Raw genomic sequence first — 15,153 nt, 5'->3', positions numbered from 1 at the left:
TTTTGGTTAACTTAGTATTGAAATATATTAATTCAATTAACTTCAGCCATATTTACAATACAAATAAGCTGAATAAGACATAAGTGCAATAATAAATATTTTTACAATAGCTATCTGCACTATTTTGTCTACTTCATAACCATCAGATTGATTATAAAATTCAAATCCAACAGTTAGCATTTAGGTCTAATTGAACTGCATACTTTCATTTCATCATTGTATTTTTGTCTCACCATTTTTATACATGAACGTCATCAATCGACCAAATAATCTAAAATAACTGCCTTTTATAGGTGACATGCTTTAAAAATACCTTTAGTTTACAAGTAATTCATTTTTAATAGTCACTATTACATCTTAGGTCAATCATGTTTTCTAATTTAACTAATTTTATCAAACAGTTATTTACATCTAAAAAATCAGAGCCCATCACTTTTCCAGCTGATTGGCGCATATTTTTAACCGAACATGTTAATTTTTATAAAGTCCTGTCTGAAACCGATAAAAAACAGTTTGAACAGCGTATTATACTGTTTCTAAACACTACTGAAATTGTAGGAAACGGCCTTGAAGTTACTGAGGAAGATGGTTTATTAGTTGCAGCCAGTGCCATTATTCCAGTATGGAAGTTTCCAAAGTGGCACTACTTCAATCTCCAAACTGTTATTTTATTACCTGCTAGTTTTAACTACGATATTATGACTTCGCAGCCAGACTCTTATATTGAAGGTATGGTCGGCACAGGAATGATGCATGGTAAAATGTTACTTAGCCGTAATGCACTTCATTATGGTTTCAGTAATAATAAAGATAAACGTAATGTTGGAATACATGAGTTTGCTCATTTAATTGATATGGCTGATGGCGATTGTGATGGGTTTCCGGAACGCTTAAAAGAATTTAGTTTTTCTATTCCTTGGTTGAACTTAGTTCGCGAAAAAATATCAGAAATAGAAGCTAAAAAAAGTAACATTAACCCTTACGGTGCAACTAATAACGCTGAATTTTTTAGTGTTGCTAGTGAATATTTTTTCGAGAGACCAAAACAGCTAAAACATAAACACCCTAAGCTATTTCAATCTTTAAGTGACTTTTATAAACAAGATCTCAGTAATATTGCTGAAGAAGTTATTCCTAGAAAAAAAGATCCATGTCCGTGTGGTAGTGGCAAGCGTTACAAACGTTGTTGTTTGCCTGCTGATTAATCATAGTATTGAATGATCGCTAACATTTAATGAAAATTGAAATAGTTAGATAACCTGATGAAATGATGAGAGTGATCATATTGCATAATATCATGTTCACTCCGTTCATTTTACTAAAGCGGATTAAGTATGATTCACTTTCTGTTCAGAGCTCTTTTTTATGGCTAAACGATCAAGTAATTTCTGTTTTTCTCTCTCGCTACGATCTTGTTGTAGGCCAAACAATCCTAACAACCCAATAGGAATAAAAACTGCAAAGCCAATCGCTGCTGTTATATATGACCAACGCGCTTGGTTATTTTGATAACAAACAACACCGACAAGACTAACAACCCAGCCACTTGCGAAAATAACAAATAAACCAAAGGCAATGGATGATTCATCTTCGCCAAGTACGGAAAAAGAAACCAAAAAATTAATAATTAAAGAAAGATAAACTTTACCCATTAGTGGCCGCAGCATTTTCAAGTGATGTTTTTACGGTTTCAAATGATCCATCTGAAAGAAAACCAAGCATATACTTATTTTCTTTACCATTATGCGTAATAATACTTTGTCTTTTTTTCGTCCAAGATACCGACTCTATTTCACTTAAAATAATCATACCAGGGCTTCTGAAAGGTCCCTGATTAATGGTGATGTATTCATCAGTAATAACTACTAGAGGGTTCTTTTTCCAAAAGAAAAGCAGCCCTATAAATGCGAAAACAAAAGTAAACATAAAAGGATTGAATATTCCAAAAAGTGAAAAACCAAAAATACATGCTAGCATGTTACTTTTCATTTTCTCTGCAAAAAACTTGTATTCCATAAAATATAAACACCAAATAATAATAAAAAAAACATAATAACAAAAACATATTTGAACACCACTAACTAATAATAAAAATAATTATATTAAACGGTTAGAAACATCCATTAATAAGCTAAAAAATAAAAGTAACCCTAAAATCAAAGCGAGTGTTTATTTTTTCACAAAGGCATAAATAAAGCTGATTAAAAATAAACCAAAAAAACGCTGCTTTTCATCACATAATTCGATATTTTCGCTGCTTAATCTGTATACTGCCCGACCTAAATATTTCTGTAGCTTGGTAATGCTATTTTATCTACCCTGCTGCTCTTAACTGATGGAACCTTGATTTTGATATCTACCGCAAACATTACAATGCAATTTGGCGCTGAGCCTTTATTTGAAAACATTTCTGCCAAATTTGGTAACTACAACCGTTACGGTTTAATTGGTGCAAATGGTTGCGGAAAATCAACCTTCATGAAAATCCTAACTGGCGCACAAGAGCCAAGCGCTGGTAATGTTTCTTTAGATCCCGGCATCAAAATGGGTACCTTAAGTCAGGACCAGTTTGCCTTTGAAGAATACACGGTTATTGATGCAGTGATCATGGGTGATAAAGAGCTATGGAAAGTCAAACAAGAGCGTGACCGTATTTATAGCTTGCCAGAAATGTCAGAAGAAGATGGCATGAAAGTAGGTGAGCTAGAGAGCGAGTTCGCAGAAATGGATGGTTACACAGCAGAAAGCCGTGCCGGTGATATTTTACTAGCAGCAGGTATCGAAGAAGAATTCCATTTTGGTTTGATGAAACAAGTTGCGCCAGGTTGGAAGCTGCGAGTGTTATTAGCACAAGCATTATTTGCAAATCCAGATTTACTATTACTGGATGAGCCAACCAATAACTTGGATATTAATACTATCAACTGGTTGTCTGACGAGTTAAACAAACGTCGTTGTACTATGATTATCATCTCGCATGACCGCCATTTTTTAAACTCTGTGTGTACACACATGGCCGACATTGACTACGGTGAGCTACGTATTTACCCAGGTAACTACGAGTACTTCTTAGAAGCATCATCATTGATTCGTGAGCAATTATTATCAGAAAACGCGAAGAAAAGTGCCGAGATAGATGAACTACAAGACTTTGTAAACCGTTTCGGTGCTAACGCATCTAAAGCGAAACAAGCAAGTTCTCGAGCAAAGAAAATGGATAAGATCAAACTGGATGAAGTCAAAGCAACCAGCCGTCTTCACCCTTCTTTATCTTTTGATGAAGGCAAAAAAATGCACCGCCAAGCCCTAGTATTAGAAGGCTTAGGCCATGGTTTTGATGAAGGTCCATTATTTAGCGGCGGCGATATCATCTTAGAAGCTGGTGCTAAACTGGCTATTATTGGTGAGAATGGTGTCGGTAAAACGACCTTTATGCGTTGTTTAGTGAATGACTTACAACATAATGAAGGTGTAGTTAAGTGGTCTGAAAATGCCTCTATCGGTTACTGCCCGCAAGATAGCTCTAAAGACTTTGATAACGATTTAACGTTAATGGATTGGATGGGGCAATGGCGTACAAGCAAACATAACGATTTAATGGTGCGCGGTATTTTAGGTCGTCTACTATTTACTGATGATGACGCTAACAAGAAAGCACGTAACTGTTCTGGTGGTGAGAAAAACCGTCTATTATTTGGTAAATTAATGATGCAAGACGTCAATGTATTAGTAATGGATGAACCTACTAACCACATGGACTTAGAAGCTATTGATGCGCTAAATAATGCTTTAAAAGAGTTTAAAGGTACCTTGATCTTTGTCAGCCATGACCGTGAGTTTGTATCGTCATTAGCAACCCGTATTATCGATATAAAAGATAAACAAGTTATTGATTTCCAAGGTACATACAACGAATACCTAGCAAGTCAGGAAGAAGCTAAAAAATTAGCTTAATATCCAATTTAATGAAAACGGTACTAATTGGTTGAATAAACCTAAAGCCGTTACTCAACATAATTTAACCTCATAATGGTCAGTTTAACTGGCCATTGTGCTTTTAATGAGAGAAAGAAATGTCATTTTCAATCCTTGGATTAAGCGATCCAATTGTACAAGCTGTTACCGAGCAAGGTTACCAAGCACCAACGCCTATTCAAGAAAAAGCAATTCCTAAAGTATTAGCAGGAAAAAATGTAATTGCAGCAGCACAAACAGGGACAGGTAAAACAGCCAGCTTTGTCTTGCCTATTTTACAAAAGTTAATTGATGCGCCAATGGTTCGTCCTAAACGCGTTCATGCAATTATTTTGACACCAACACGTGAACTTGCTATTCAAGTTGAAGAGAACATCCAACATTACGCTAAACATATTAATATCAGCTCAATGGCAATGTATGGTGGTATCGACATCGAACCACAGAAACAACGTTTGATTGATGGTGTAGATATTCTTGTTGCTACACCAGGCCGTTTATTGGATATGTACACACGTCGTGCTATTCATTTTGATGAAACCACTATTTTAGTTATCGATGAAGCTGACCGTATGTTAGATATGGGCTTTATTAGTGACATTAATAAAGTCGTTGAAAAGTTACCAGAGCAACGTCAAAACCTATTGTTTTCAGCAACCCTATCAAAGCAAGTGCGCTTTCTTGCAAGAACTGCAGTTACGGATGCCGTTGAAATTTCGATTACACCTGAAAACGTAACAGTACCAAAGATTGAACAACACTTAATTACTGTCGATAAAGAATTCAAATCTGCATTATTAAGTCATTTAATTCATGATAATAAATGGCAACAGGCTTTGATCTTCATTGAAACAAAACGTGGCGCGGCCAAATTAGTTAGCCAGTTAGAAAAACGCGAAATTGCAGCTGAATCTTTCCACAGTGGTCGTAGTCAAGCGATGCGTGAGCAATTAATGGAAGAGTTCAAAGCAGGTAAAATTCAATTCTTAGTAGCGACAGGTATTGCTGCGCGTGGTATTGATATCGATGATTTGGAAAGAGTAGTTAACTACGATCTACCTGATGAGGCAGAAGATTACGTACACCGTATTGGCCGTACAGGTCGAGCAGGAGCTGCTGGCGAAGCGATTTCATTAGTCTCGCGAGATGATTTCCGAAACTTATGCGCTATTGAACAACACCTAGGTTACTTTATTAAACGTGAAGTTATTGAAGGGTTTGAGCCAAAATTAGTAGTGCCTAACTCTGATGCCGCTTACGCGCCTAAGAAAGCACAAAAAGGGCGTCGTCGCCAATCTAACAAACGTTAAATAAGCAAGTTTAAGTCTTAAATTAATAGACAGAAAAAGCTCAGGATTTACTGAGCTTTTTAGTTTTTTCTTTTCTAATACCAACCACGCTATTAATAGTTTTCTTTTACTTTTTAAAACAATTTCTTTCTTCGTTGCAATTTTAACAAATAGAGCAACTATTAAAGAATTAATATCTTTGCATTAATTCTCCGACAAATCATTAGCGAAGTTAATCGTAGGAAGGTTAAATTAAACCTTAAACTCAATTACTTTCCCTGTGCCAAACTTAGCTCATTTATTTGATGTAATTGGCATAGCTTATTACGCTTTAACACAATTTACTTATCAGAAACGAGAATCACCTTCACAAGGAATACCATCGTAATCCCCATCCATTTTAGTATTTGGACAGTTATTAATAAAGAACTCAGCTTCGGCTCTTGACGTCATTTGACTACAATACGTTCGCCCATCACATTGCCATCCAGAATTAGTAGCATTGCTTTTTTTATTAGGCTCTTTCTTGCTATTATCATTTGAAAGTATAACGATTGAAGCTTTAACCGACTCACGTTTCTCACATACGACATCATCTGGAACTTTACCATATAAAATGCGTCCTTCTTTAGTTATACATTTGATTTTGTCATCAATAGAAACTATTGATAAAGGAGGTTTTACAAAAGGTAATTCATTATTTTTATACAACTTATTGCCGTACCAACCAGCCGCTAGCACGATACAGATTATTAGTGTTTTTCTCATTTCAGCCTGTTTTTTATTAACGTATTTTCAGCATTTGAAGTTATTAGTCTTTATTAATCTAATTTTAGATGGCCTAAAAAAGCTCACAACTATTATCAACTTCAAATATTCCCTTAGCAGTTTTAAGTAACTTAGTTTATTGGCAACCCGTGATTTTTAAAAAATAATTAAAATATTTTTTAAAAATGTGAAATTAAATAAATTTGATGACGGTCTTTGTTATTTCTGTACTAAAACTATTATATTTTATTTAAGGAAAAACCATGTCACAAGCTTTATCAACAGATACAAATAATCGTCTTCAATGTGCTCTTGTTGCACTGCGCTTAGGTGTTTTCATCGTTATGTTTATGTGGACTATGGATAAGTTTATTAATCCAGGTCATACCGCTAAAGTATTTGAAATATTTTATGGTATAGCGAGTAGTACAACTATTGTTTACATTCTCGGCGCTTTACAACTAATCCTAGTACTTTCATTCTTAGCAGGTATTAAAAAACGTATTACTTACGGCATTATATTATTAATGCATGCTGCATCAACATTCTCTGCTTACAATCAATATATAGATGGTTTTAACAACCTATTATTCTTTGCCGCATGGCCAATGTTAGCTGCATGTTTTGCGCTTTATCTGTTACGTGATGAAGATGTGAAATTCACTATCAAATAATTAATCATGAGACCCAGCTTTTTAGCTGGGTTTTTATTTGCATTAATAAAAGTCATTTTTAAAATTTCTATAATAAAACCTAAAAGGAAACCTCAATGTCTCAACCTATTTCCCCAGCTTTAACGGATCGCCTACAAAATAGTTTACTTGCGCTTCGTGTAGGTGTTTTTATTGTTATGTTTATTTGGACTTTGGATAAGTTTGTTAACCCAGCTCATTCAATTGGTGTATTAGATAAATTCTACGGCATTGGTGGTTCTAGTCATATGATCACCTATATTCTAGGTGCATTACAACTGCTATTAGTACTTGCTTTTGTAGCGGGCATAAAAAAACGCTTTACTTACGGCCTTATCTTTTTAATGCACGGCGGTTCAACATTATCTGCGTTTGCGAAATATGCGGACCCGTTTAATAACTTATTATTCTTCGCAGCATGGCCTATGTGGGCAGCTTGTTTTGCTCTATACCTGCTACGTGATGCAGATGTTAAATTTACTATTAAATAATAGTAAGCCTAAATATAAACAAAAATGCCCTACTCATGTTATGACTAGGGCATTTTTATATCAATACTTTAATCTTAGGCAATTTAGCCTAACGAGTCGTCACCCATAGTGCATGTATAATCCCTGGCACCCAGAAGAAAATACTTAAAATTAAGTTAATTAGAAAGTCCTTTCCTAATCCAAACTTCAACAACACCGCTAGCGGTGGTAAAAAAATACAAATAATAATATTTATTAGCTGATTCAAAATATCCTCCTGAAATTAAAGTAATCATTTCATCTACAATATCATAACCTCAGCTATGAGCTAAATTTTCTACTTTTTAATCAAAGATAAAGGAATCTACAAGCTATACGGGAATTTCCAATCAGATCGATATAAGTACAGTTTACTGAAGCACTATAAATGGGATGAACTTCTAGCTTAGCTAATTTATAAGTATGCAGTCTGAGGCTTTATTTAGTAGAAGGTAATAAGCAAAACAATATCACGATGGGTATAAAGAATGTAACAGCTATTAAATAATACCGATTACGTTAAATATGCTATCTAAATTTTATGCTGGAAAAACAGTTCAATTTAAGGCGTAATTTTAGCCTTTCAAAGAAAGGCCATGAGACCTAAGTTCTTCCCTATATGAAACTTACAACCAGAGAGTGAGCTGTTCTGATAAGAAAAGTAGAGTAGTTATTTATCTGGGCCAGTATAAGTGTGTTCATTTCACCTAGAAAAATAGTTTTGTTTAAAACGTAATACCAATTACATTAAATAAGTGATCTAAATTTTGCGCAGGAAAAATGACTTAGTTTAAGGCGTAACTTAAGTTAAATAGTTGTTCTATTTGCGAAAGTTACAACAAAAAAATAAGTTATTTTAATAAGTAAAATAGATCAGTTACTTAGTGTGATTGGTATAAATTGAGTTTTTCGAATAAACGTTAATTAATTTGAAGACTATAAAAACAAAAAAGGCCAAATACAAAAGTATTTGACCTGTTGTTATAACCAGTCACTTAGTTAAGTAACTGTAACAAAAACTGTTATTGCAAATTAAGCGACTTCAGCAACTTTTGCTACTGGAGCAGGTGTTCTAATTAAGTGGTCAAATGCACTTAGACTTGCTTTAGAACCTTCACCCATTGCAATGATGATTTGCTTGTAAGGAACTGTTGTTACGTCACCTGCAGCAAATACGCCAGGTAATGATGTTTCACCTTTTGCATTGACTTCGATTTCACCACGAGGCGATAAAGCAACACCACTGTCTTTTAAGAAGTCACTATTTGGTACTAAACCAATTTGAACAAAGATACCTGAAAGCTCAACTTCATTTTCTTCATTACTTACACGGTCAAGGTATTTAAGCGAAGTAACACGCGTACCATCACCAATTACTTCAGTAGTTTGTGCACTCTTAATGATATCGATATTAGCGATACTGTTTGCTTTATCTACTAGTACTTGGTCAGCACGTAGTGTGTCAGCGAACTCTAAAACAGTTACGTGAGCTACGATACCAGCTAGGTCGATTGCCGCTTCAATACCTGAGTTACCACCACCAATTACTGCTACTTTTTTGCCTTTGAATAATGGGCCGTCACAGTGAGGACAGTAAGCAACACCTTTGTTGCTGTATTCTTGCTCACCAGGTACGTTCATTTTTCTCCAACGAGCACCTGTTGATAAGATAACGCTACGGCTTTTTAATGTTGCACCGCTTTCTAAAGAAACGTGGATGTAACCATCTTCCGTTTTTTCTGCAGCAACTACTGAGTCAGCGCGCTGTTCGTTCATGATATCTACATCGTATTCTTTTACGTGTTCTTCAAGAGCAGCGGCTAATTTAGGACCTTGTGTCTCTTTAACAGAGATAAAGTTTTCAATCGCCATTGTATCCATTACTTGTCCGCCGAAACGTTCAGCAACAACACCAGTACGGATACCTTTACGCGCTGCATAGATAGCAGCAGATGCACCCGCTGGGCCACCACCAACTACTAGTACTTCATATGGGTCTTTTTCATTTAATGCTGCTGCTTGCTTTTTCGCAGCACCAGTATCAACTTTGCTTAATATTTCAGTTAGTGTGATACGACCTTGTGTGAATACTTCACCATTTAGGTAAACACTTGGCACAGCCATGATGTTACGCTCTGCAACTTCATCTTGGAACGCACCACCATCAATCATAGTTGCTTTGATGCTTGGGTTAATCGCAGCCATCATGTTTAATGCTTGTACAACATCAGGACAATTCTGACAGCTTAAAGAGATGAATACTTCAAAGTTAAAATCACCTTCAAGGTTACGTACTTGTTCAATCACTTCAGCATCAATTTTCATTGGGTGACCACCAGTATGCAATAACGCTAATACTAATGATGTAAATTCGTGACCCATTGGTAAACCAGCAAAACCGATAGCAGTATTTTTAGTTGGGTTAACCACTTGCATGATTGGTTTACGAGTACTTGCTGATTGATCTTCTACTACAGATACTTTATCATGTAGTGATGCAATATCAGTAGCTAGTGTTTTAAGCTTTTTAGCTGTTTCACTATCATCAAGACTAAGAACAAGTTTTACTTCTGTTTTTAAGTTATCTAAGTACGCTTTTAATTGCGCCTTCATATTTTGGTCTAACATAATTCCACCCTTTTAATTTTTTATAGCTGTGTTTGTGCACGTTTAATAAAAAACGTGAATAAGCAAATTGGTTAATTTAAAAATCGACTCTCTCGTCAATAAGGCTTTATAAAAATCTATTTTTAAATGACCTCAGCCTTGCTGGCTAAGGTCTATTTAGTGCTAAGCAGTAATTAAGTTACTTAGCTTTTTAGACTTAGATTTTACCTACTAAGTCTAAAGAAGGAGCTAGTGTTTCTTCACCTTCTTTCCATTTAGCTGGACATACTTCACCTGGGTGAGCAGCTACATATTGTGCAGCTTTAACTTTACGTAGTAGGTCTTCAGCGTCACGGCCAATACCTTCAGCAGTGATTTCCATTGCTTGGATTGTACCTTCTGGATCGATTAGGAATGTAGCACGGTCTGCAAGGCCTTGACCTTCACGCATAACGTTGAAGTTATTTGTGATGTTACCTGATTGGTCACCAACCATGAAGTAGTTGATTTTACCGATAGTGTCTGAACTGTCGTGCCATGCTTTGTGAGTGAAGTGAGTATCAGTAGATACAGAGAAAACTTCAACACCACGTTTTTGTAGCTCTTCGTAGTGATCAGCAACGTCACCTAATTCAGTAGGACATACAAAAGTGAAGTCAGCAGGGTAGAAGAAAAAGATAGACCATTTACCTAGTACGTCTTGCTCTGAGATTTCTACGAACTCACCAGATTTAAAAGCACTTGCGTTGAATGGTTTCAATTTAGTATTGATCATTTTGATATTCCTATTAAGTTTGGGTTATTTACTATTTGAACTCGTTCCCCGAGTCCATGTGAAGCATTATGTAGTAAAAATCTCAATAGGTAAAATTGTTAGTTTCAATTAGTTTAATAGCCAATGACTATTTTTTGTTTTTTGTAGGTTGGTGACAGATTTATCACAATGAGCGTCAAAGTATAAAATAAAAGTAGTGCAATCAAAAGTAGATTTATAATAAAGCCTGAACTTTCCAATATATATCGAGTCTATTTCCTGTGACTAAAAATTAAACAAAAAGTTGTTATAAATATGTTACACTAGATACGGTTACATATTTAAGACCTTTTTTTTTATGTAATTAATCTTTGAATCAACCTAGTAAGGCAGGACATAAAATAATGGCTCTCATGAGAAATTATCGTATATCAATCAACCTTCCCCCTCCAAGTTCCATCCGTTCCTAAAACACAATCTAACAATTTAGTTATCCGAATAGAGCTATGAAATTGCTGATTTAACATAGTTATCTAAAGCAGTTAATCGCTTCTTACTCTTGCGATTAATGTTGTATATCAAAATAAAGAGTAATGCAGTAAAAAAGCTAAAAGAGAAAATATGAAAAATCATAAGTGGAATCGAATTGTATTAAAAGTTGGTAGTGCACTAATAGCCCCTGAAAGAAAAGGCTGCAGTTCTCGTTACCTATTACATATCGCCAAATTTATTTTACAATGCCGAGACAGAGGCACAGAAGTCATCCTGGTATCTTCAGGTTCAGTAGCCGCAGGCGCTCACTTCTTTGGCAATATTGACAAGCCTTCATTACCAATAAAAAAAGCGATGGCTGCAGCGGGCCAGAACGAGATGATGGCTGCCTGGGATCGTTTCTTCGACTTCCCTTCTGCACAAATTTTATTAACTCACGGTGACTTCCAAGACCGTGAACGTTACGACAGTGTACGTGAAACTATTTTTGCATTGCTTGACCATGGTATTTTACCAGTAGTAAATGAAAATGATGTTGTAACAACCGATGCTTTAAAAGTAGGCGATAATGACAATCTATCTGCAATGGTAGCCGCAGCGGCGGATGCTGACGCCCTAATTATCTGTTCAGATATCGACGGCCTATACGATAAAAATCCGCACACTAATGACGATGCGGTAATGATTAAAAACGTAAATACTATCGATCAAAGTATTTTTGACATGGCAGGTGGTGCTCATAGTAGTGTTGGTACTGGTGGCATGCAGACAAAAATAGAAGCAGCAGAAAAAGCAACGTCACATGGTTTAACCACCTACATTATTAACGGCTTTAAAGAACATTCTTTTGAGCAATTAATACTAGGTAAAAATCCTGGTACTATTTTTGCCCCTTATGCAAAACCAATGGAAGAAGATTTACATTGGATGACACATACAGCAAAAGCACAAGGTGAAGTCGTTATTGAAGATGGATTTGAATATCCATTGGATGAACACTGTGACCAACTAACCAGCAATGAAATCCTTGAGGTTCATGGTGAATTCTCTGCAGGTGATACTATATTAATCCGCAGTGATGACGGTAAACATGTAGCTAAAGCGGAAGCAAACTACAGTAGTTGTTTACTTAACTATATTACTGAAGATGAAACTGACGCACATCACCAAACGGGCCCACTTGTATCAGATAAAAATATCGCGGTATTAGAGCACGAAGCAACCGATTAATTAATACAAACTTAAACAATTAAAAAGGGGATAACGACTGAAGTCGTTATCCCCTTTTTAGTTTTAGCAATTTAGTTTATAACGATCATAGCAATCGCATTTAAGCGCTAGCTGCTTGTACATCTGCTTTATTTTTTAAGAAAGCGTAAGTGAAACCAGTTACTAACGTCCCAGCTGCAATCGCAACTAAGTACATTAATACCGGCGTAATTGCGTTTGGAATAAGCAGCACAAACAATCCACCATGAGGTGCTAATAACTGTGCACCAAATAACATAGATAAACCACCTGTGATTGCCCCACCTAACATACAGCTTGGAATAACACGCATTGGATCTTTAGCTGCAAATGGAATCGCACCTTCAGAGATAAAACATAAGCCCAATACAAAAGAGGCTTTACCAGCTTCTTGTTCCGTTGCAATAAACTTTTGTTTGGCTAAGAAAGTCGCTAAGCCCATACCTAACGCAGGTACCATACCTGCCGCCATAATAGCTGCCATTGGACCGTATGATTGAGAAGCTAATAAACCAACACCAAATGTGTAAGCTGCTTTATTCACTGGTCCACCCAAGTCGAAACACATCATACAGCCTAATACGATACCTAGAAGTACAGCATTGGTTGACCCCATATTGGTTAAAAACTCAGTTAATGCGGCCATGATCGCAGCAACTGGGCCACCGACGATATAAATCATCACTAAACCGGTCACTAAACTTGCTAAAAATGGAATAATTAAAATAGGCTTTAGTGCTTCCATAGATTGCGGTAGTGATACCTTGTCAGCAATAAACTTAGCGGCGTAACCCGCAATAAAACCAGCGGCAATACCGCCAAGGAAACCAGCTCCTAATTGACTTGCTAACATACCACCAATTAAACCAGGTGCTAACCCAGGTCGATCGGCGATTGAAAACGCGATGAAGCCAGCTAAAACTGGAATCATTAACGCAAAGGCAGCTCCACCACCGATATCCATTAATGTGGCCGCTAAGGTGCCCTCTTCTTTAAATGCCTCAATACCAAAAATAAAAGATAAGGCTATCAACAAACCACCAGCAATAACTACTGGGAGCATATGTGAAACACCTGTCATAAGGTGTTTGTAAGCACCTTTTTTCTCTTCACTAGGCGCGCCATTTACTTTTCCTGTTCCTTGATAAACACTCGCTTGAGCAAAGGCTTTATCGACCTCTTGTTGAGTTTTCTTTAACGCTAGACCTGTACTGGTTTTATATAAGCGTTTGCCATTAAAACGATCTAATGACACTTCAATATCAGCAGCAATAATGACTAAATCAGCAGCACTAATATCTTGGTCTGTTAATTGATTTTTTGCCCCCACAGACCCGCGTGTTTCTACTTTAATAGTATAACCTTGACGTTCCGCTTCCGCTTCCAATGCTTCCGCAGCCATGAAAGTATGGGCGACACCAGTTGGACAAGCAGTAATCGCTACAATATGTTTTTTACTACCCGATTCAGAAGAGGTAGGTACAAGTGTAGATACTTCAGTTACTTTTGTGGCATCTAATACGGTTAATTGAGTTAATGCAGTCTCTAACCACAATGTCGCATTACTCGTACACTCTGAAATACTCCCTTGATAGACTTTTTTACCTAAAAAACGACTATTATCGATTTCACCATTGCTAACAATCAGTATTGCGTCGGCATCAACTATTTGTTGTTCTGTTAATACGTCGACAGGCAATACCGTTGACTGACATTCGATCACTGCGACTAGGTTTAATGCCTCAGCTGCTTTTTTTAATAAACCCGCAGCAATGATGCTATTTGCTACACCACTTGGGCAGGCCGTTACTATTACAATATTTTTCATAATCAATCCTTAACTCAATTTCTAAAACGATTAAAAAAGGTTATTTAGCGTTACTTTTTTTTGCAATTCAGTAACGGTTTTAATACTTTCTACACCTACGCCAACTTGCGATACAGCCAAGGCTGAAAGCGCAGTAGCAAAAGATAAAATTTGTTCTGGTTGCCAAGCTTGTAAATGTCCCCAGCACAAACCAGCTACTAGGGTGTCGCCAGCACCGACAGTACTAACGACTGTCATTTTAGGTGGCTGGGCAAAACGCCACTGAGGTTGCTGTTGATTTTTAGCTAACCACATCACTCCTTTTGCCCCTAATGAGACCACCACGTTGTCGATTCCTGTAGCAGCCAAATCTTCAGCCGCTTGTTGACAAGCTTGTGGAGACGTTAATTTTGTACCGACTATCTCAGATAACTCTTCATCATTAGGCTTAATTAACCAAGGTTGTGCAGTTAACCCAGCAGTCAATGCCGTACGACTACTATCGAAAATAACTTTTTTGCCCATCTCATGGAGTTTTTGAATCCAACTTGCACACAGCTCTGGTGAAATTCCTGTTGGAAGGCTTCCTGCTAATACAAAAAACTGATGTGTTTCAGCTAACGTCCATAAATTTCCTTCGAATTCTGCTATCGCTTGTGCTGTCACATTTACACCAGGGAAGTTGATATCACTAACTTGTCCATTTTCTTCCACTAACTTAACGTTAATGCGCGTAGCGCCATCAACACGCACGAACTGATCTTGCGCATTCATTTTTTCAAATAGAGAACAAAATAAAGCATCATTATCACGCCCCAAAAACCCAGTTACTGTCACTTGAGCACCTAAATCAGACAGTACTCTAGCAACATTAACTCCTTTACCGGCAGCATGGAGTGAACCTGTATGGGCTAAATTTACAGTCCCTAGATTCAATTCATTGACGCTCCCCGTCAGATCTAATGCAGGATTCAAAGTGATAGTGACTACTTTATTATTTAAATCACTCATT

General features: G+C 36.6%; 13 protein-coding genes and 1 pseudogene. 6 read left to right on the top strand and 8 right to left on the bottom strand.

All coding sequences use genetic code 11. The features are described from left to right. The first annotated feature begins 368 nt into the window (after positions 1–368). Positions 369–1,205, top strand: coding sequence for a zinc-dependent peptidase (locus V5290_RS09335; protein ID WP_333384471.1), 837 nt, complete (start codon positions 369–371; stop codon positions 1,203–1,205). Between the two features lie 123 nt (positions 1,206–1,328). Here V5290_RS09335 and V5290_RS09330 read toward each other — a convergent pair whose 3' ends face one another. Both V5290_RS09330 and V5290_RS09325 read right to left on the bottom strand, forming a co-directional pair. Next, positions 1,329–1,652, bottom strand: a complete 324-nt coding sequence (locus V5290_RS09330; protein ID WP_333384467.1) for a hypothetical protein — start codon at positions 1,650–1,652, stop codon at positions 1,329–1,331. Next, on the bottom strand, positions 1,645–2,016 hold the full coding sequence (locus V5290_RS09325) for a hypothetical protein (protein WP_333384466.1): 372 nt from the start codon (positions 2,014–2,016) through the stop codon (positions 1,645–1,647). Before V5290_RS09325 ends, V5290_RS09330 begins: the two co-directional genes overlap by 8 nt. A 333-nt stretch (positions 2,017–2,349) precedes the next feature. On the opposite strand from V5290_RS09325, the gene V5290_RS09320 reads away from it, so the two are divergent. Beyond that, entirely contained in the window at positions 2,350–3,954 is a 1,605-nt protein-coding gene (locus V5290_RS09320) for an ABC-F family ATPase (RefSeq protein ID WP_333384462.1), read from the top strand. A gap of 119 nt (positions 3,955–4,073) precedes the next feature. Beyond that, positions 4,074–5,285, top strand: coding sequence for a DEAD/DEAH box helicase (locus V5290_RS09315; protein WP_333384461.1), 1,212 nt, complete (start codon positions 4,074–4,076; stop codon positions 5,283–5,285). 327 nt (positions 5,286–5,612) lie between these two features. On the opposite strand, the pseudogene V5290_RS09310 reads toward V5290_RS09315, so the two are convergent. Next, a pseudogene (locus tag V5290_RS09310) lies at positions 5,613–5,747 on the bottom strand (excalibur calcium-binding domain-containing protein); the annotation flags it as partial. A gap of 548 nt (positions 5,748–6,295) precedes the next feature. Between V5290_RS09310 and V5290_RS09305 the strand changes: the two are divergent. Together V5290_RS09305 and V5290_RS09300 are read left to right on the top strand one after the other, a co-directional pair. After that, positions 6,296–6,706, top strand: coding sequence for a hypothetical protein (locus V5290_RS09305; RefSeq protein WP_333384459.1), 411 nt, complete (start codon positions 6,296–6,298; stop codon positions 6,704–6,706). 95 nt (positions 6,707–6,801) lie between these two features. Beyond that, positions 6,802–7,215, top strand: coding sequence for a hypothetical protein (locus V5290_RS09300; RefSeq protein ID WP_333384457.1), 414 nt, complete (start codon positions 6,802–6,804; stop codon positions 7,213–7,215). A gap of 88 nt (positions 7,216–7,303) precedes the next feature. Here V5290_RS09300 and V5290_RS09295 read toward each other — a convergent pair whose 3' ends face one another. The 3 genes from V5290_RS09295 to ahpC all read right to left on the bottom strand — a co-directional run bounded on the left by V5290_RS09295 (position 7,304) and on the right by ahpC (position 10,621). Further along, positions 7,304–7,462 carry a YqaE/Pmp3 family membrane protein gene (locus tag V5290_RS09295; protein ID WP_113818064.1) on the bottom strand — a complete coding sequence of 53 codons (159 nt, stop codon included), beginning with the start codon at positions 7,460–7,462 and terminating at the stop codon, positions 7,304–7,306. An 803-nt stretch (positions 7,463–8,265) separates the two neighbouring features. Next, positions 8,266–9,861 (bottom strand): alkyl hydroperoxide reductase subunit F, encoded by a 1,596-nt coding sequence (gene ahpF / locus V5290_RS09290; protein WP_333384454.1) that lies wholly within the window; start codon positions 9,859–9,861, stop codon positions 8,266–8,268. A gap of 196 nt (positions 9,862–10,057) precedes the next feature. Then, positions 10,058–10,621, bottom strand: coding sequence for an alkyl hydroperoxide reductase subunit C (gene ahpC / locus V5290_RS09285; protein ID WP_220149722.1), 564 nt, complete (start codon positions 10,619–10,621; stop codon positions 10,058–10,060). Positions 10,622–11,215: 594 nt separating this feature from the next. Here ahpC and proB point away from each other — a divergent pair. Then, a complete protein-coding gene (gene proB, locus V5290_RS09280; protein ID WP_333384451.1) occupies positions 11,216–12,316 on the top strand; it encodes a glutamate 5-kinase in 1,101 nt (366 codons plus the stop codon). 100 nt (positions 12,317–12,416) lie between these two features. Here the strand turns inward: proB and fruA are convergent, their stop codons facing one another. Together fruA and pfkB are read right to left on the bottom strand one after the other, a co-directional pair. Then, positions 12,417–14,162 (bottom strand): PTS fructose transporter subunit IIBC, encoded by a 1,746-nt coding sequence (gene fruA, locus V5290_RS09275; protein ID WP_333384448.1) that lies wholly within the window; start codon positions 14,160–14,162, stop codon positions 12,417–12,419. A 30-nt stretch (positions 14,163–14,192) separates the two neighbouring features. Further along, entirely contained in the window at positions 14,193–15,152 is a 960-nt protein-coding gene (gene pfkB / locus V5290_RS09270; protein WP_333384445.1) for a 1-phosphofructokinase, read from the bottom strand. Position 15,153 lies beyond the last annotated feature (1 nt).

Origin of the sequence: Psychromonas arctica, assembly GCF_036697365.1 — a bacterium.
Taxonomy (GTDB): Bacteria; Pseudomonadota; Gammaproteobacteria; order Enterobacterales; family Psychromonadaceae; genus Psychromonas; species Psychromonas arctica_A.
The sequence above is the reverse complement of the archived record's forward strand: the minus strand, read 5'-3'. Positions and strand labels throughout refer to the sequence as shown.

What these genes read in the sequence shown, in the direction of transcription:
- V5290_RS09335 (WP_333384471.1), top strand. Translation starts at nt 369, where the DNA reads ATGTTTTCTAATTTAACTAATTTTATCAAACAGTTATTTACATCTAAA.
- V5290_RS09330 (WP_333384467.1), bottom strand. Translation starts at nt 1,652, where the DNA reads ATGGGTAAAGTTTATCTTTCTTTAATTATTAATTTTTTGGTTTCTTTT.
- V5290_RS09325 (WP_333384466.1), bottom strand. Translation starts at nt 2,016, where the DNA reads ATGGAATACAAGTTTTTTGCAGAGAAAATGAAAAGTAACATGCTAGCA.
- V5290_RS09315 (WP_333384461.1), top strand. Translation starts at nt 4,074, where the DNA reads ATGTCATTTTCAATCCTTGGATTAAGCGATCCAATTGTACAAGCTGTT.
- V5290_RS09305 (WP_333384459.1), top strand. Translation starts at nt 6,296, where the DNA reads ATGTCACAAGCTTTATCAACAGATACAAATAATCGTCTTCAATGTGCT.
- V5290_RS09300 (WP_333384457.1), top strand. Translation starts at nt 6,802, where the DNA reads ATGTCTCAACCTATTTCCCCAGCTTTAACGGATCGCCTACAAAATAGT.
- ahpF (WP_333384454.1), bottom strand. Translation starts at nt 9,861, where the DNA reads ATGTTAGACCAAAATATGAAGGCGCAATTAAAAGCGTACTTAGATAAC.
- proB (WP_333384451.1), top strand. Translation starts at nt 11,216, where the DNA reads ATGAAAAATCATAAGTGGAATCGAATTGTATTAAAAGTTGGTAGTGCA.
- fruA (WP_333384448.1), bottom strand. Translation starts at nt 14,162, where the DNA reads ATGAAAAATATTGTAATAGTAACGGCCTGCCCAAGTGGTGTAGCAAAT.
- pfkB (WP_333384445.1), bottom strand. Translation starts at nt 15,152, where the DNA reads ATGAGTGATTTAAATAATAAAGTAGTCACTATCACTTTGAATCCTGCA.